We start from the raw sequence: 15996 nt of genomic DNA, 5'->3' as shown, positions 1-15996 counted from the left end.
GCATGCCCAGTGGCCTGAGTCACACAGTTGATCAGCTGATCCACGGCTCCCTGACTAAGGGACCGTAAGTGTCACACCAGTACAAAGCCGCCACAGCGGTCGCACCGCCTCAAAGCTTCCGACGAACCGTTGTCCCCGGACACACGGCCGGTATCAACGGCTTGCCCACGGAAGGGCTGCCCAGCCCCCGCAGGAATGGGCAAGCCCGCTACCTCGGCCTTTTGAGTGGAGGGCAAGCCTTCGGGCAAGCCCTTGTTCGGAGAGTTCACCGCACGACTTCCATCACGAGGAGTGCAGTGAACCCAGACATCACCCTGGCTACCACCAGTTGGGTGGAGGCCTACGCTTCTGCGCCGCTGTACGTCACCAGCCTCCGCCCGCAGGGGGTGCCGGCATGAACGCCCCGATCCACGACTTCGATGCCTCCGGGCACCTGGTCCGCGGCGCGGGACCGCGCTCCGTCCCGGTCTACCGAGAGATGGTTTTCGGCGGCGAGCTCGTCCACCCGCTCGACTTCGTCGTGCTGACCCACGCGCTCTTCGCCATCGCAGGCCGGGAGGAAGTCACGGTTCAGGGCCTGTGGAAGCGGCTCCAGGAGCTCGGTATCAGGTCCGCGAAGAACGCCCAGGAACTCGTGGGCAAGAACTCCGTATACGAGTCCTTCAACCGCATCATCTCCGCAGGGTTTATCCGCCGAATCCGGCTCCCGCACCCCGACGGCGGCGGTCGCAAGGGCCCCGTCGCGTACGAGGTCTATGAGTTCGCGAGCGACAACCCGGACTTCCAGCAGCCCTCGGATACTCCACTTCCCGGAGCTGGGGACGTGGACGTTGCCGCAGGTCACACCACTTCCCGGAACCGGGGATCTGGTGTTCCGGGATCTGGTGTTCCGGGACGTGGTGGTAGGCATGTTTCCGCAGGTCAACGCCACTTCCCGGGTTCCGGGAAGCGGGCGGCGCTCCCCCCACACCCCCCGGAGGAGGTAAATACCTCCTCCCCCTACCCCCTCGGGACAGGTGCGGATGGTGTGGCGCCTGCGGCGCGGGAGGAGGAGGGGGAGATCCTCTCGAAGCCCACTGCCTCGGCTGAGCAGGTCGAAGCAGCGTCGCAGTTCCTCCAGGTCCTGCCCCGCCCTTGGACCGCAGGACGAGTGACGGCTCGAACCCTCGCTCCGTTGCTTGCTGAAATCGTCGCCGAGCAGGGCTGGCAGCTGGACGTCTTCCTGGTCCGAGAGCTCACCCAGAACCCCGAGGGCGTGAAGCGTCCGACGAAGGTGCTGAAGAGCCGCATCGAGGACCTCCCCCGCCGGCTGGCCGCCCGCAAGGACGTCCCCAGGCCTCGCCCTGCCGTTGCCGAAGACCCCGACTTCGAGCCGGTCCCGATGCCGGACAAGGTCGCTTCGATCCTCACCGGCCTTCGACGGCCGGCTGTCTGAAGCAGCCCCGGACATGACGGCGGCGGCCGCTCCCGCGAAGAACCGGCCGCCGCTGCAGACCACTACCCGACAGGAAGAGATCCATGACCAGTGTCCCATCCCCCGCACCGCCAGTGGAGGACGAGCCGTTCATCGAGCCCACCTTCCGCTCCGCCCGCAACCAGCCCGACCACCAGGCCTTCGAGCGGCTTCCGCCCCAGGACCTGGACGCGGAGCGGTCGGTCCTCGGCAGCATGATCCTGTCGAAGACGGCTATCACCGACGTGTCCAACCTGCTGGCTGCCGACGACTTCTACCGCCCCGCCCACCAGACGATCTACCGGGCGATCCTGGAACTGGCGGCCAAGGACCCGGTCGACCCCCTCACCCTTGCCGACGCCCTCCTGAAGTCCGGCGACCTCGCGAAGATCGGCGGTGCCTCGTACCTGCACACCCTGGTGCATTCCGTACCGACTTCCGCCAACGCCGAGTACTACGCCGAGATTGTCCGAGAGCGGGCCGTCCTGCGCAGGCTGGTGGCCGCAGGCACGAAGATCGTCCAGATGGGGTACGAGGGAGCGGGCGAGCTCGACGAGCTCACTGCGGCTGCTGCCGCGGAGATCGCGGCCGTGACCGAGGGGCGCGACCGGCAGGACGACTTCTTCACCCCGAGCAACACCCTCGAAGGAACCCTGGACATGATCCAGGCCGCCGAGTCCGGCAAGGAGATCACCGGTGTAAGGACCGGGTTCACCGACCTGGACTCCCTGACGAACGGCCTCCAGCCGGGGCAGATCATCGTGGTGGCCGCCCGGCCCGGCATGGGCAAGTCCACGCTGGCCATGGACTTCGCGAGGGCCTGCACTATGCCGCGCGGCAAGAACCGTCAGCCCATCCCCGACGCCGGCCGCCCGGCGGCCTTCATCACGCTGGAGATGAGCATCGACGAGCTGAACATGCGCGCCCTGTCCGCGGAAGGAGACGTTGCCCTCCACCACCTGCGCTCGGGCACACTTGATGAAGCCGGATGGGAGCGGCTCGCAGTCGCCGCCAAGCGGTACAGCGAGGCACCGCTCTACATCAACGAAAGCGCGCGCTCACTGGCCGAGATCCAGGCGAAGTGCCGTCGGCTCAAGACACGCATCCCCGACCTCGCCGAAATCATCATCGACTACGCGCAGCTGGTCGAAAGCGGCGGCAAGCGCCACGACAACCGCGAGCAGGAAGTCAGTCACATCTCGCGGAGCCTCAAGCTGCTGGCAAAGGAGCTCCACTTGCCGATCATCCTGCTGTCGCAGCTCAACCGCGGGCCGGAGATGCGGGCGGACAAAAGGCCTCAGGTCTCGGACCTGCGTGAGTCCGGCTCGATCGAGCAGGACGCGGACATGGTCATCCTGCTGTACCGCGATGACGCCTACGAGAAGGAAAGCCCCCGGGCCGGTGAGGTCGACATCATCGTCGGCAAGCACCGCAACGGGCCGACCGCAACCATCACCGTGGCGCAGCAGCTCTACATGTCGCGCTTCGTCGACATGGCCAACACCTGAGGGGGACCAGATGGACAACAAGGAATACTCCGCCGGCCTCACCGAGCTGCGGGCCGTACGCGACGAACTCAAGCCCCTGGAACGCGAGCTGGCCCAGCTCCAGGCCAAGGTCGGCAAGCTGCACGACAGCCGGGCCGAGAAGATCCGGCAGCTCGGCGAGTATGCGAAGGCCACCTCGGACCGGATCGCGACGGCCGCCGGCCTTTCCGTTATCGACATCGTGGCCCTGGTGCCCTCTCTGGCGCCCCAGGGTGCCCCTGGGGCGTCTGGGGAGCCCCCCGTGACCGAAACCGTCGCCGTTGATCAGCTGGGCGCTCAGACGCCCGCTGAGCCGATCAAGGAAATGGTCGCGCCGCCGACGGCGGAGCCGCAGACCGCCGAGGTGGCCGGTACCGTCGCTCGCCTCGGCGCCACGTCCACCGACACCGACCTGGAGGCACCCGCCGAATCCGAGCAGGCCGCAGCCACACCGGCTCCCGCTGCCCCCAGGACGGGAGAGGCCGAGCGTGTCCTGCCCTCGATTCCCGAAGGCGCCGACGGCGACAGGTGGTTCCACGCCGAGCCCGACCTGGCCTCCAAGCGTCCGAACTTCCGGCAGGACGCGCGGGGCATGGCCTTCCTCGATGCCGCAACCGGTGTCCTGGTGTGGCAGGGCGGCACCGTCCGCCTCGACCTCGGCCGGGCCTCGGTCGCGGAGATCCTCACCGCCGTCTACGCCGTGGCCCCGGTCGCCGTGGAGCGGATCTACATCACCGCGGGCGACCCGTGGCACCAGTCCAGCGAGCGGCACGACTTCCTGAAGGACGCCGTCGCCGAGTGGCTGAACGGGCCGCTCCCGGACGGCTGGACGGTCGAGTCCTCGCGCGGCAAGGACCGGCAGGCCGGCCACCTGGTCCACCCGCGCAACCCCGTGGGCCGCTGGCAGCGGGGCAAGGACCAGCACACCGAAATCCGCTCGGTCGGCGAATGGTTCGACCCCGAAGGCGCCGACCCCGCGACGGTGCGCGCCGCGTTCGTCGAGTTGTGGAAGGCGCTGCGGCCGCACTTCGAGGACGTGGTCCTCATGGGTTCGCCGTCGCAGACCGGGCGGGACCTGTGGTCGCGGACCATCCCGGCCAAGGCCGGGGCGAAGTGGGCGGACGGCTTCCCGGTCATGTCGCAGGAGATCCGCGGCCTGCTGCACGCCACCGCCGGCCAGGGCCGCACCGAACTGATCGCGCCGCCGCGCGTGCCTGAACGTGTGCCCGGCTGGTTCGAGGTCGACCGCACCTTCGCCTACGCCAAGCACACCTGGGCCAGTGGCGTGGGCGTGCCGCAGCGGATCACCGCCGCCCGGTTCGCGGCCATGAGCGAGAAGGAGCAGACGAACGCCTTGTTCGCGCCGTCGCACTGGCAGGTGCGGGTGACGATCCCGAAGGACTGGAACCACGTCGGGCTGCTCCCGGCCCCGGCGCCCGGGGAGCGGTCCTGGCACTACCCGTACGAGGGCGGCCGGACCTTCACCACCTGGGCGGGCGGCGCGGAGGTCAACCTCGCGCTGCGCAACCCGCTCATGCCGTGGCGGATCGAGATCCTGGACGGCCTGCTGTGGGAGTCCGGCGACCCCCTCAAGAGCTGGAGCACCAAGCTGCAGAAGGCCTGGCGGTCCCTGCGGGCCATCGCCGAGATGCACGGCGACGATCAGCAGCGGGAGGCCTGCCGGCTGGCCTACCGCGCGGTGCGCAGCATCCTGCTGTACGGGATCGGCACGTTCGCGCAGCGGCCGCGGATCACGACCGGCTCGCTGGAGCTGGGCACCGGCGGCGAGGTGCCCGAGCTCCCGGACGGTGGGCGGCTGACCGGTATCACGGACACGCACGTGACCTGGGAGCGCAATCAGGGGTTCGCGCGGGACCAGTACGCGCACCCGGAGTGGGCGGCCGGTGTGTGGTCGGGGGCCCGGGCGGCCCTGCTGTCGGGCAGCACCAGCTCGAAGGACCCGGAGACCGGGAAGCCGCTGAAGGCCGGCGCGCTGCACCTCCCGCCCGGGAGCGTCCTGGCCTTCCGGACCGACGCCATCTACAGCTCGGCACCGGTCGAGTGGCCGTACGGCGGTGAGCCGGGCGACTACCTGCTCAAGGGCCGCATGACCTGGGAGCAGCCCACCCCCCGCACGGACGAGGAGTTCTACTACCTGCAGGGCCTGGCCCGCCAGGCCCTGGAAGCGGAGGACATGTGAGCGCCGAGGTGGCCTGGGGCGGCCAGTGGGAGCACCCGGCCTGTGGCGCCTCGGGCGAGGCCCTGTGGGAGGACGAGGCAACCGTCGACTCCGGGCACGACTGCGGCCGGGAGGGCGCGGTGGTGTGGAGCGCGGAGTGGCACTGCCACGGCTGCGGCGAGGAGGGCGACGGCCAGTTCGAGGACGCCGGCTCGGCCTACTCCGACCACGAGTGTGACGACGAGGACGAGGAGGCGGCCGCATGACGCCGCGCAGGAGGAGGCCTGCGGGCGGCCGGGGCGCGCAGCGCAACGAGGCCGCCCGGCTCACCGACGAGCTCGCGCGGGCGGGGTTCAGCCGGAAGCAGGTCGGTGAGATCCTCGGCCGCAACCCCAGCCTGGTCTCGCAGTTCTTCACCAAGAACAAGGGTGCGTCGATGGTGGAGGCACTGCAGGCCGTGGTCCAGGAGGTGCAGGCCGGTGGGCCGCGGGACATCGCGAGCCTGAAGGCCCTGGCCTCCGGGCACGTGCGGCCCCGGCTCAACCGCGAGGGCTACAAGGCCCGCGTACGCGGCAAGACGCGCGTGCGGGCCGAGCGGACGGTCAAGGACCAGAAGGGCCGGCCGGTCATCGGCTCCGACGGCAAGCCGGTCAAGGCCTGGTCCTCGTCCCTCGCGAAGGCGGGCAAGCAGCACATCGCCTCCGGCGCCGGGCGACTGCGGCCGGTGGTGGACGACGCGGCCGCCAACGGCGGGAAGATCGCCTTCACCGTGCGGGCCCGAAAGGGCTCTTTCAAGCACGACGCCGGCCGCCGGGCCGACTCCCCCGGTGTACGCCGTGGTGTGGTCCAGCGCCGCGACGGGACCGAGGAGCGGGCCTACGCCGACAACCGCGGAGGCCCGGGATCCGGCGAGGAGGGCTTCGACGGCGCCGAGTTCAAGGCCCTGGTCGACGCGGCCGGCGGCGACGTCGCGGCCGCCGTGCAGAAGTGGCTCGTCGACACCGACAAGATCGAGCCCGGCACACCGATCGTGGGCCTGGAGATCCGTGCCTGGATGCCACAGAACTGAGCGAGCCGACGGCCTCCTGCCACAGGAGCGATGTTCCTGCAGGGGGCCGTCCGCCTGTGCCGGCGTCGGGTGCGTGGGCCGGGTCGACGAAGGTGGGCGTGCCTCCGCGAGGAGGGCCTGGATCCGATTTCGCGGGACGCTGCCCAGCGGCCACCCTGATGCGCAGAGCTGGCCGCCGGGCGGTCAGGGAGGGAGGCAGTGATGCAGGGGAGCGTCCTGGCAGGCCGGTATCGGCTGGAGGACCTGTTGGGCGCCGGTGGCATGGGTCAGGTGTGGCGGGGTACCGACCAGCTCCTTCACCGGAAGGTGGCCGTCAAGCTGTTGGCCCGCCCGGGAGATCGTGTGCTGGCGACTCGACTGCTCGCCGAAGCGCGTGCCGCGGCGGCCTTCTCCGATCCGCACGCGGTAGCGGTACACGATGTCGGCGAAGGCCAACTCGGCGGCGTTCCGTCAGTGTTTTTGGTGATGGAGCTGGTCGAGGGGCGATCACTGAGCGAGTTGCTGCACGACGGGCCGCTCCCGGTGGATGACGTGCTGCGGTGGGGCGAGGAAATCTGCCAAGCTCTGGAAGCGGCACACCGCGCTGGTGTGGTCCACCGCGACGTCAAGCCTTCCAATGTCCTCATCACGGCCGCAGGGCGAATGAAGCTGTGTGACTTCGGGATCGCCCGCCGCGCACTTGCCACACAGGGGCTGACCGCGACGGGCTCGGCCATCGGCACTCCCGGCTACATGGCACCGGAGCAGATCCGTGGCGACACGGTAGGCCCGACGACCGATCTCTACGCAGTGGGCTGCCTGCTGTACGAGCTGCTCACCGGCTGGCCGCCGTTCACCGGCGAGGCATTATCGGTCTTGTCCAAGCATCTGGAGCAGACGCCGGTTCCGATCCGCGATCTCCGTCCCGAGGTCCCTGCCGCGCTGGACCGGCTGGTGGGGCAACTCCTCGCCAAAGATCCGGCGCGGCGCCCGGTCAGCGCCGCCCTCGTGGGCGACGAACTGCTCGACGCAGGCCGGGGCAGTGTGGCACCCAGGATGCTTCCGCCTGGCAGGAACGACGCGGCGGCCGATCCTTCCGCCGATACGCAAACCGCGGCAGCTGCTATCCGCTCCGAGGTGGACATGCGAGCGCCGAAGTGGGGTCGCGGCCGTGCCGCGCTCGTACTAGGTGCGCTGTGCGGAACGGACCTCGTCTTCCTCGCTGACATGTCAGTGCTGTGGGCCTCGGTGCTTGGGGTGTTGGCCGCGGGGCTGGTTAGCCTTCTGTACGACGACGGGGCGGACCTGCCGGCCAGGCGGGAACAGCAAGTGCGGGAATCCGGCGGGACCCTCCTGCTCGCGTTGGCGGTCACTGGTGTCGTGGCGGTGGTGCTGCTGTTCTGGAGCCCGGCCCCCTGGTGGGTTGCTCTGCTGACGTTGATGGCAGGCGGTCCCCTCCTCTTCGCCAGCGCGTCCGGTATTGCCGGGCTGCTGACGCGGCTGCGCGGCAACGATCAGCAGACGGACATGGCCGCCGGAGTGGGCTTGGTGAACGGAACACTGGCGGCCCTGCTCGTCTCGCCCCAGCAGGGACTCGTGGCATTGGGATTGGGCGTGGGGGCCTGGCTCGCGACCGCCGCTGTGACGGCTCTGCTCATGCCTACCATCCGCCGTGCCTGACCCGATCTAGCACCTGGCACACCGATCGTTGGCCTGGAAACCCGAGCCTGTAAGCCGCAGGGCTAACGGTGCGCCGATGGGTTCCGGAGCTGATCCGGGGCCCCGCTGATGGTGTTCGAACGAAGGATGGGAGAAGCCCCCGGCCGGACCTTGCGTTCTAGTGGTCGTCGCAACACCCCAGCTCAGGGGATGCGATGGACTTCGAGATCCGGGAGAACCGGCGGCCGGGCGGAGGGAGGCTGGTGCGGGAACGCGCCGCATACTTCGAGCTCATGGAGCAGGGCTACAGCACGAGGGATGCGGCGCGGATCGTCGGGATCAACCTGCGCACCGGCAAGCGGTGGCGTAACGGCTGGCACTCACCGCCGCACGGCCAGAAGCCGGTCCCGCCCATCTATGGGACGGGGCCGGCTTCCGTGTCGCCTGAGCCCGCTGACAGCCCTGGAACGTCCCGGTTCCTGACCGAGTCGGAGCGGATTCACATCGCCGACCGGCTGCGGGGGAAGGCGTCGATCCGGCGCATCGCGTGCGAGCTGGGACGCAGTCCTTCCACCATCAGCCGGGAGGTCCGGCGCAACCGGCGGCCCATGCCCAATGGCGGCTTCGCCTACCAGCCGTTCCACGCCCACCGCCGGGCTGAACGGCGACGCGCCCGGCCCAAGACCGGAAAGATCGGGCAGAACCTTGAGCTGCGGGACTTCATACAGGACCACCTGACCCTGCGGTGGAGCCCGGAGCAGATCTGCCGGGTCCTGCGCGCCCGCTTTCCTGACCGGCCGGAGATGCACGTGACCCACGAGACGATCTACCAGGCCCTCTACGTCCAGGGCCGCGGGGAACTGCGCCGTGAACTGACACGGGCTCTTCGCACCGGCCGGGCATACCGCCGGCCGCACCGTCACGCCGCCAAGCGCATCAGCCGCCCGGTCAAGAACATGGTCATGGTCAGCGAGCGTCCCGCCGAGGCGGCCGACCGGGCGATCCCGTTGGGAAGGCGACCTCATCATCGGCAAGGACGGCCGCTCCGCTATCGGAACCCTGGTCGAGCGCTCCACCCGCTACGTCATGCTCGTCCACCTGCCCCACGGTCACAACGCGCAGGCCACGCGCACCGCTCTCGCCGCCACCGTGGAAACGCTTCCGCGGCATCTGTGGCGGTCGTTGACCTGGGACCAGGGCTCGGAGATGGCCGCCCACCGGGCATTCACGGTGGCCACCGACATTCCGGTCTACTTCTGCGACCCGGCCAGCCCCTGGCAGCGCGGATCAAACGAGAACACGAACGGACTGTTGTGGCAGTACTTTCCCAAGAGCACCGACCTGACGGTCCACACCCCCGAGGACCTGGCCGCCGTCGCCGTCGAACTGAATAGCCGCCCACGCAAGACGCTCGGCTGGGAAACCCCTGCCGCGCGTCTGCGTGAGCTGACAGCTCCGCTGAGCTGATCTCCGACTACCTGGGATCGTCGCTTTCCCAGGGATAGACGAAGAGGTCGGGCCGGACGCCCCATGCGTTGAGCACGGTGTTCAGCTCAGACTCGTCCGGGGCGGCGGCGGACCCGATGAGTGCTGAGCCGATGTCGTAGTCGAAGCCATCCATGCGCTCGCGGTCGTACTCCCAATGCTCCAGCCGAAAGCTACGTTTAACGTCGCTGCGAACCCAGCCCTCGTCCCGAGCCTGGACATCAGGCTCGCTCCGCGCGGGGCGGATGGCCACGAATGCGCGGCGATCTGGCCGCGATGCCGGAACTTCCGCAACCAGCCTCCTACCGAGTCGGAGCGCGGTCAGATTGTCCGTCGGCCAGTCCGATCCGTCATTCATGAGGCTCATTCTGTTCCTGCCCGTGGAGGGCTGAGGAGCGGGGGCCAGGCGGGACTCCGTGAGCCACTCAACCCCGGGCTCGCCGGAACGGGCAGCCCACTCCCGCCGACAACGCAGCAGTGGCTCGGCTGGGAACTCCCAGCGGAGCCACTGCTTAGACGGCATCTCATTTGGTCAGTCTTCGGTAGCAGATGAGGGAGCAGGCGATGCTGGCGAAGGCTAGGAAGTGGTCGGCTTTGCGCTCGTAGCGGCGGTGGAGGCGGCGGCAGCCGGCGAGCCAGGCCATGGTGCGTTCGATGGTCCAGCGGTGGCGGCCCAGTCGCTGTGAGGACTCGATGCCCCTGCGGGCTATGCGGTGCTTGATGCCACGTCCGCGTAACCATCTCCGCAGGTGGGCGTAGTCGTATCCCTTGTCTGCGTGGAGCTTGGCGGGCTTGCGCCGTCGGCGACCGCGGCGTGAACGGATGGGCGGTATGCCGCGAACGAGGGGTTCGAGGGCCTGACTGTCGTGCAGGTTCGCGCCCGAGATGCCGACGGACAGGGGCAGACCGGTCCGCTCGGTGATCAAATGGATCTTTGATCCGAACTTGCCCCTGTCGACAGGATTCGGACCTGTCAGGTCCCCCTTTTCAGGGCCCGCATGTTCACGGAGTCGATCGCGCAGCGGGACCAGTCCAGCTCACCGCGGGCGCCGAGCTCGTCGAGGACCAGGCGGTGGAGCTTGGCCCACACCCGGGCCTTGCTCCACTCGGAAAAACGCCGGTGAGCCGTCGCCCCCGACGGCCCGAACGACGCCGTCGGCAACTGTTGCCACGTACAGCCCGACGTGGCAACGAACACGATCGCGGCGAGTACTTCCCGGTCGCCATGCCGACGCCGACCACCGCCCTGCGGTCGCGACGGCGCCTCCGGCACGACCCGCTGGAACAGCACCCACAACTCATCCGGCACCAGCCGGTCAACAATCCCCACCACGATCGACAGCCTACCCAATCCTCCAAATGAGATGAAGTCTTAGGCGCTTCGCGACCTGGCACCATCTGCGGCGCCTCCGGCGCGAGGCCGGCCAGCGGCCGCTCACCTCGACTCAAATAGCGTCGGTCCGGGCCAGCATCCGCGCGGCGGTCGCCCTGCTGACCTGGTTGCGGGACCACGACACCAGCCTCGGGCTCTGCTCCCAATCTCACCTGGACGAGTGGATAGACGCCGGGACCTCGACCCGTTACAACGCCCGCGGGTTCATCGAGTGGTGCGGCCAGAACCGCCACACCGGCCGAAGGCTGGAGATTCCGTCGCGGGAGAAGGCGAGCCACGTCCAGCCGACGGACGACGCTGACCGCTGGAGGCTTACCCGCCTCCTCATCAACGACGACAGCCTGGCCATCGAGGACCGGTTCGCCGGGCTTCTCGTCCTCCTCTATGCCCAGCCCCTCACGGTCATCAGCCAGCTGCCGGTCACCAGCGTGACCATCGAGGGAACGGCCAACTCGCTGATGCTGGGCAAGAAGCCGTTGCAGTTGCCTGAACCCCTGGACAAGATCGCCCAAGAGCTCGTGGCACGCCGCCAGGGCCACTCCACCATGGGCATCACGGCGGACTCCCCCTGGCTCTTCCCGGGCGCCTTCACAGGTCGGCATCTCAGCGACTACCGCCTCGGGACCCGCCTCAAACGGCTGGGCATCTACTCCCGGCCCGGCCGGACCGCAGCCCTGATGGACCTCTCCACCCAGCTTCCAGCCGCGGTCCTCACCGAGCACCTGGGCATCAGCCCCGAGACCGCCACCGCCTGGACCCAGAGCGGAGGCAACTGGGCCCGCTACGCCGCCGAGGTCCAGAAACGGCCGCACCCACGAAACTCCGCCCCGAAAACCCGGCCCGCCCCATGACCGATCGGACCTAGGGTCCAGGACATGGAATCCGAACAGCTCAAGGTCTCGTCACAACGGTGGATGTCCGGGGCACTGGCCGCCTTCTCGCAGGGACCGGAGTCATACGACTTCGCGGTCCATCACGCCGGGGTCGCGGCAGAGCACCTGCTCAAGGCATACCTCGCGAACCTTCACCCGGCGTTGATCGCCGAAGGCCAGGACTTCAATTCCCTGCTTCACGCGACAGGCCACGGCACCCTCGCCTCCGCCGACCTGAGCCGAGCGAAGACCATCGGCGTCGTCGAGGCACACAAGCGAGTGCACGGGCTCCTGCGGAAGCAGCTGCCCATCGACGCTAAGACTTTCCTGCCGGTCGCCGTCGCACGCAACGGCGTTGCACATGTCGGCATCCACGACGTCGCTGAGGTCCAGACCGTCTTCACGACGTGCCTCCGAGTGATCGACCCTCTGCTCTCAGAGCTGCAGATAGACCCCAAAACCTACTGGGGCGACGACAAGCAACTCCACGACATGTTGATCGCAAAGCATGTCGAGGAAGCCCTCATTGGCCTGGAGAGCAAACTCGTCAAAGCGCGAGCGGTCTTCGCACAGCGATACGGGCACCTGTCTCCGAAGGAGCGAGAGGTCGTGCTGGCCACGATCACTCAGCCACAGCCGTCACCTGCCCATGGGGAACACGTCGAGCAAGCGCTATGCCCGGCTTGTGGGTCACGGGGCGGACTCGTTGGAGAGACCCACGCCCTGAGTAGCGATGAAGGCGTCTACTTCGCTCCCTACGCCTTCAACTGCTCCGCCTGCGGCCTCGCCCTAGATGGCGACCAGGAGCTTGGGGATCTTGCCGAGGAGGTTCCCATCGACATGACATTCGACGAGTACTACGCCGATTGGGAGCCCGACGAGGACTGGCTTCGCGATAGGTGACACCTCCAGATCCGAGGTACTCCCCAACATCCGTTAGCCGTAGTTACCAATAGTGGAAGGCTCCCGGACGGTTCCGGCATCCTCGTCGAGGACGGCGAGGACCTCGGCCGCTGGGCCGCCGCGCAGCGCCAGGGGTTCGGGAAGCTGGCCGGGGAGCAGCAGGAGCTGCTCACCACGCTCGGCATCACGCAGACCCCCGCCCCCGCCAAGCGGACCCGGGAGGAGATGTGGGCGCACAACCTGCGAGCGGCCGCCCAGTACCGAGCACGGGTCGGCAACCTCGACGTACCGCGCAGCCACACCGAGGACGTCGACGGCGAACCCGTGCGGCTCGGGGCCTGGATCAGCCAGCAGCGCACCAAAGCACCGAAGCTGACGCCCGACCGCGTCGAGCAGCTGTCAGCGCTCGACATGCGCTGGCCCTAGCGGACGCCGATCCGAAGGACATCGAGGTAGCCACCACCTACAGCGGACGCCGCGCAAGTCCGTAGGCCCGCTCATACCGTTCCGCCGTCTGTCACACCAGAGCAGCAGACTGAACGCGGGGCCACGCACTGTGGCCCACGCCCGCCACGAGGGGGAAGTAGATGATCACCACCGACCCGAGTACCACCAAGACACCCGCCCAGCTCGCCAGCAGTGCCGCTCGCGACATCGCAGCCTTGCAGGGCTGTCGATGCGGTCGACGGCGGAGCCGAGGCTCACCTCCGCGACGTCTACCACGTCCTGGGCCACCTCACGGCACTCGCGGCAGCACTGCCGGCGGGCGTATCGGAGATTATCTAGGGTGCAAATGAATTGTCAGGAATGTGAGGCAAGTGCTCTCCAGACCTACATGCCTCACGGATATCTGCGGGTCGGTCAGGCGAGTTGGTACATACGCGCTGCGGCGTCCTCCCCTTCACGCATCGCCTGCCGAGTCAGTTCCGACGTCTGATGCACTCAGCCATAAAGCCGAGTCGAAGTGCGTAGCGCTGACAAGCAAGAAAGACTGCTCGGGGAGTTTTCTCCTTACCTGATGGTTGCGCAGCGAGGAGCTGATGAGATGGGTAGTGCGGAGTCATGTCGACGCGCCAAAGCGGGGCTGAAGCAGGCAGAGGGGAGATTTGGAGCCACCTCCGATCGGCTGGGCGAAGAAGAGCGTGAGCTCGCAGCCCTGCGCACGTCGGGGGCAGCCCCGGCAGTGATCGAGGCGAAGAAGAACAGTGTGGAGCTCGCCCGCTCCGCGCGCGATGCCGCTCAAGACGAGGTGACGTCATGGGAGAGCATGGTCAGTGAAGTGTGCGAGGGGCCGGACAAATAGCGCAAGGTCGATCTCCGCAGGGGTGAGCGGTTCCTCTGGCTTACGGATGCGGACGGGCTTGGGCCGGAGCAGCAGGCCATCCTCCACCGCGGCGGCCTCGGCTTCCGCGAGTGCCCGGTACAGCGAGGCGACGGAAGGGGACTTGCCCGCATTCTTTCCGGCCCTGATCGTGAGCTTCTTGGCGATGTCGGGGACCGGGATCGGTCAACCGCTTTCCCCGTAGTTCATGAACCAGTGGGTGTCGAAATAGCGGGCCATCGTGAATGGGTGGTGCGGGTCGATAAGGATGCGGCAGACGAACTCCGCAGCCTGGCAGTCAAAGGGGACGTCCTCGCCGTCAAAGGACCGGACCACGATGGGCCAACGGTCGGGGTCGTCGCCGTCGGCCCTCCAGCAGTACAGGTCCTCGTGCTCGGTGCCCGCCCAGATGAGCAGCCCGTCCTCCCTGAGACCCGTCCACGGCTCCTGATTCAGGTCCAGATATCCGTCGAAGGCGCCTTTACCGAACGTTTCAACCATGCGCTTGTAGTCGCTCGGCAGCGCGGTGCCCAGGCGCGATTCCACCTCCGCCCAGTCCACGTCCGTCCGCTGGGCGGGCTGTGTCCAGCCGGTGATCCGTCTGAGCCGCTCCATCCAGTCGACATCCTCGTCATCATCCGGAGCGACCGCCAAGGGTTCTGGCACGTCCCTGTGAGCGACCACCAACACCGGCCGCTCGGCGCCCTCGGCGTCGCGCGCCGTACCTGCGCCGACCCACTGATCCCCGTAGGCCCATGCCCGTATCTTCACGGCCCGGCCCTCGAAGAGGGCGAGGAGAGCCGCGCCCCTGGACTCGTCGACCGTCGGATCGGTGAAACCGTCGAGGACGAGGGTGCGCGGGGCGCCGTACCTGTCGGCGAGCAGGTCGGTCAGGTCCTGCGGGTCCAGGTCGCTGGGCAGGTGAATGTAGCTGTCTCCCGGGCCGAGTTGGGCCAGCAGGTCGTTGACGGTCGTTTGCGTGAGATCCATGACGGCAGTGAAGCGCACCGCACTGACAATAGGGATCGTCCAACCTAAAGCTCAGGTCATGGGGCTGGCGTGGGCCGGGACTGGGGTGCTCGCGCCGGCCGCGACGCCTTAACTTCGCGGCATTGGGTGATCGCCCGTCACCGTTTGACCTCGGCATTCGTCAGCACGAGGAGGGCCCGCAGGAGCGTGGTCGCGTGTCGGGCGTTCATGCCGACCTTGGTGAGGATCCACCAGTTCTTCATGTCGGCGAAGCCGTGCTCGTTCGCCGCGCGCTCGCGGCTGATCAGCTTGTTCGCTTCCTTCTGGGCGGTGCTGAGGGGATGGCCGCGGGTCGCTTTGCGGCCGGTGACGATCCGGATCGTCGTCCAGGCCGGTGAAGCCGAGGTCCGCCAGCGCCCCGAGGCCGGCCTCCCGCAGCTTGGCGGTGATCTTGTTGTGCCGGGCGGTGGTTACCTCGCTGGAGCGGCCCGGCCTTGCCGCCGAGATCCACCAGGTTGCCGCGCTCGTCGGTCAGGGCGAGAAACAGCAGGCCATGGGCCTTGTGCTCCCCGCTGTAGTTCGGCCGGTTGGCATCCCCGGTTCGCCTGCGAGTACGGACGATGGCTGCGTGGTACATCGCCGACCTCGCGCGTGACGGCGATGTCGTGACGCGGGACGGCTCCGACATCGCGGAAGCCCAGTGCCACCTGGAAAACGTGCTCCTCGACATCAACGCGGCGTCGAGACTGCTTCCCACGGCACTCGGCCGTGCCCAGGACATCATCGGCAACGTATCTGCTGCCTGAACAACCCGCACGCGCGCGGGCTCCACCATCAGGGAGCCCGCGACTGCGTTCGTACCACCGGCGGTGAAGTCGCCCCGGGCCGACTCGAAGGCCGGCAAGGAGCTGCTACTCGCTCTTCTTCGGGCGGGGGAGCTTCCAGCGGTCCGCCCGATATCGCGCGGGCTCGTTGTTGCCGGGCTTCGGCGGGTTGAGCCTGCGGACCACGGCGCAGTCAGGCGTCAATGTGAACGTCACCTTCAGCCCATTGACCGTAATCGACGTGGGCCCGATGGTCACCCTGCCCTTGGTCGGGGCCCGCAGCAAAGTGTCCACCACCGCGCGGAGCGCCTGCGGACGCTCCTCGAGGGGAACGTCGCGGAAGAACGGGGAGTTCAGGGCGTCG

Annotated in this window: 16 protein-coding genes and 1 pseudogene; 12 read left to right on the top strand and 5 right to left on the bottom strand. The window is 68.3% G+C overall.

Annotation, left to right across the window (positions count from 1 at the left end; all coding sequences use genetic code 11):
- Positions 1-394: 394 nt before the first annotated feature.
- The 7 genes and pseudogenes from AB8A24_RS23655 to AB8A24_RS23625 all read left to right on the top strand — a co-directional run bounded on the left by AB8A24_RS23655 (position 395) and on the right by AB8A24_RS23625 (position 9332).
- Complete coding sequence (locus AB8A24_RS23655) at positions 395-1435, top strand: hypothetical protein (protein WP_369477548.1); 1041 nt, start codon at positions 395-397, stop codon at positions 1433-1435.
- Positions 1436-1518: 83 nt separating this feature from the next.
- Positions 1519-2961 (top strand): replicative DNA helicase, encoded by a 1443-nt coding sequence (gene dnaB, locus AB8A24_RS23650; protein WP_369477546.1) that lies wholly within the window; start codon positions 1519-1521, stop codon positions 2959-2961.
- Positions 2962-2971: 10 nt separating this feature from the next.
- Positions 2972-5179 (top strand): Mucin-19, encoded by a 2208-nt coding sequence (locus AB8A24_RS23645; protein ID WP_369477544.1) that lies wholly within the window; start codon positions 2972-2974, stop codon positions 5177-5179.
- The gene (locus tag AB8A24_RS23640; RefSeq protein ID WP_369477542.1) at positions 5176-5424 is read left to right on the top strand and encodes a hypothetical protein; all 249 of its coding nucleotides are present in this window, start codon (positions 5176-5178) and stop codon (positions 5422-5424) included. Before AB8A24_RS23645 ends, AB8A24_RS23640 begins: the two co-directional genes overlap by 4 nt.
- Complete coding sequence (locus AB8A24_RS23635; protein WP_369477540.1) at positions 5421-6227, top strand: hypothetical protein; 807 nt, start codon at positions 5421-5423, stop codon at positions 6225-6227. The genes AB8A24_RS23640 and AB8A24_RS23635 overlap by 4 nt, the downstream gene beginning before the upstream one ends.
- Before the next feature lie 201 nt (positions 6228-6428).
- Positions 6429-7886, top strand: coding sequence for a protein kinase (locus AB8A24_RS23630; protein ID WP_369477538.1), 1458 nt, complete (start codon positions 6429-6431; stop codon positions 7884-7886).
- A gap of 272 nt (positions 7887-8158) precedes the next feature.
- Positions 8159-9332 (top strand): annotated as a pseudogene (locus AB8A24_RS23625) (IS30 family transposase).
- A gap of 7 nt (positions 9333-9339) precedes the next feature.
- On the opposite strand, the gene AB8A24_RS23620 reads toward AB8A24_RS23625, so the two are convergent.
- The gene (locus AB8A24_RS23620) at positions 9340-9708 is read right to left on the bottom strand and encodes a hypothetical protein (protein WP_369477536.1); all 369 of its coding nucleotides are present in this window, start codon (positions 9706-9708) and stop codon (positions 9340-9342) included.
- 166 nt (positions 9709-9874) lie between these two features.
- Positions 9875-10674 (bottom strand): IS5 family transposase gene (locus AB8A24_RS23615; RefSeq protein ID WP_369477622.1). Its coding sequence is split into 2 segments (ribosomal slippage): positions 9875-10336 and positions 10339-10674, totalling 798 coding nucleotides; the frame shifts between segments, so codons are not numbered across the junction.
- A gap of 176 nt (positions 10675-10850) precedes the next feature.
- On the opposite strand from AB8A24_RS23615, the gene AB8A24_RS23610 reads away from it, so the two are divergent.
- The 4 genes from AB8A24_RS23610 (at position 10851) to AB8A24_RS23595 (ending at position 13821) form a co-directional block, all read left to right on the top strand.
- Entirely contained in the window at positions 10851-11594 is a 744-nt protein-coding gene (locus AB8A24_RS23610) for a hypothetical protein (protein WP_369477534.1), read from the top strand.
- 24 nt (positions 11595-11618) lie between these two features.
- Positions 11619-12518: a hypothetical protein gene (locus AB8A24_RS23605; RefSeq protein ID WP_369477532.1), complete on the top strand. Its 900-nt coding sequence runs from the start codon at positions 11619-11621 to the stop codon at positions 12516-12518.
- A 225-nt stretch (positions 12519-12743) separates the two neighbouring features.
- Positions 12744-12944: a helicase associated domain-containing protein gene (locus tag AB8A24_RS23600; protein WP_369477530.1), complete on the top strand. Its 201-nt coding sequence runs from the start codon at positions 12744-12746 to the stop codon at positions 12942-12944.
- 538 nt (positions 12945-13482) lie between these two features.
- Complete coding sequence (locus AB8A24_RS23595; protein ID WP_369477528.1) at positions 13483-13821, top strand: hypothetical protein; 339 nt, start codon at positions 13483-13485, stop codon at positions 13819-13821.
- Between the two features lie 204 nt (positions 13822-14025).
- Here AB8A24_RS23595 and AB8A24_RS23590 read toward each other — a convergent pair whose 3' ends face one another.
- Together AB8A24_RS23590 and AB8A24_RS23585 are read right to left on the bottom strand one after the other, a co-directional pair.
- Positions 14026-14847, bottom strand: a complete 822-nt coding sequence (locus tag AB8A24_RS23590) for an SMI1/KNR4 family protein (RefSeq protein WP_369477526.1) — start codon at positions 14845-14847, stop codon at positions 14026-14028.
- A 119-nt stretch (positions 14848-14966) separates the two neighbouring features.
- Positions 14967-15182 carry a transposase family protein gene (locus tag AB8A24_RS23585; protein WP_369477621.1) on the bottom strand — a complete coding sequence of 72 codons (216 nt, stop codon included), beginning with the start codon at positions 15180-15182 and terminating at the stop codon, positions 14967-14969.
- 246 nt (positions 15183-15428) lie between these two features.
- On the opposite strand from AB8A24_RS23585, the gene AB8A24_RS23580 reads away from it, so the two are divergent.
- Positions 15429-15614 (top strand): hypothetical protein, encoded by a 186-nt coding sequence (locus AB8A24_RS23580; protein ID WP_369477524.1) that lies wholly within the window; start codon positions 15429-15431, stop codon positions 15612-15614.
- A 105-nt stretch (positions 15615-15719) separates the two neighbouring features.
- Here the strand turns inward: AB8A24_RS23580 and AB8A24_RS23575 are convergent.
- The coding region (locus AB8A24_RS23575; protein ID WP_369477522.1) for a hypothetical protein at positions 15720-15996 on the bottom strand (277 nt) is incomplete at its 5' end.

It is taken from the genome of Streptomyces sp. BF23-19, assembly GCF_041106355.1.
In the GTDB taxonomy this organism is placed as follows: Bacteria; Actinomycetota; Actinomycetes; order Streptomycetales; family Streptomycetaceae; genus Streptomyces; species Streptomyces virginiae_A.
This window is presented reverse-complemented; position numbering and strand designations above follow the sequence as displayed.

Excerpts from the sequence above, each read along its gene's own strand:
- AB8A24_RS23655 (WP_369477548.1), top strand. The coding sequence starts at position 395 with ATGAACGCCCCGATCCACGACTTCGATGCCTCCGGGCACCTGGTCCGC.
- dnaB (WP_369477546.1), top strand. The coding sequence starts at position 1,519 with ATGACCAGTGTCCCATCCCCCGCACCGCCAGTGGAGGACGAGCCGTTC.
- AB8A24_RS23645 (WP_369477544.1), top strand. The coding sequence starts at position 2,972 with ATGGACAACAAGGAATACTCCGCCGGCCTCACCGAGCTGCGGGCCGTA.
- AB8A24_RS23635 (WP_369477540.1), top strand. The coding sequence starts at position 5,421 with ATGACGCCGCGCAGGAGGAGGCCTGCGGGCGGCCGGGGCGCGCAGCGC.
- AB8A24_RS23630 (WP_369477538.1), top strand. The coding sequence starts at position 6,429 with ATGCAGGGGAGCGTCCTGGCAGGCCGGTATCGGCTGGAGGACCTGTTG.
- AB8A24_RS23620 (WP_369477536.1), bottom strand. The coding sequence starts at position 9,708 with ATGAATGACGGATCGGACTGGCCGACGGACAATCTGACCGCGCTCCGA.
- AB8A24_RS23605 (WP_369477532.1), top strand. The coding sequence starts at position 11,619 with ATGGAATCCGAACAGCTCAAGGTCTCGTCACAACGGTGGATGTCCGGG.
- AB8A24_RS23600 (WP_369477530.1), top strand. The coding sequence starts at position 12,744 with ATGTGGGCGCACAACCTGCGAGCGGCCGCCCAGTACCGAGCACGGGTC.
- AB8A24_RS23580 (WP_369477524.1), top strand. The coding sequence starts at position 15,429 with ATGGCTGCGTGGTACATCGCCGACCTCGCGCGTGACGGCGATGTCGTG.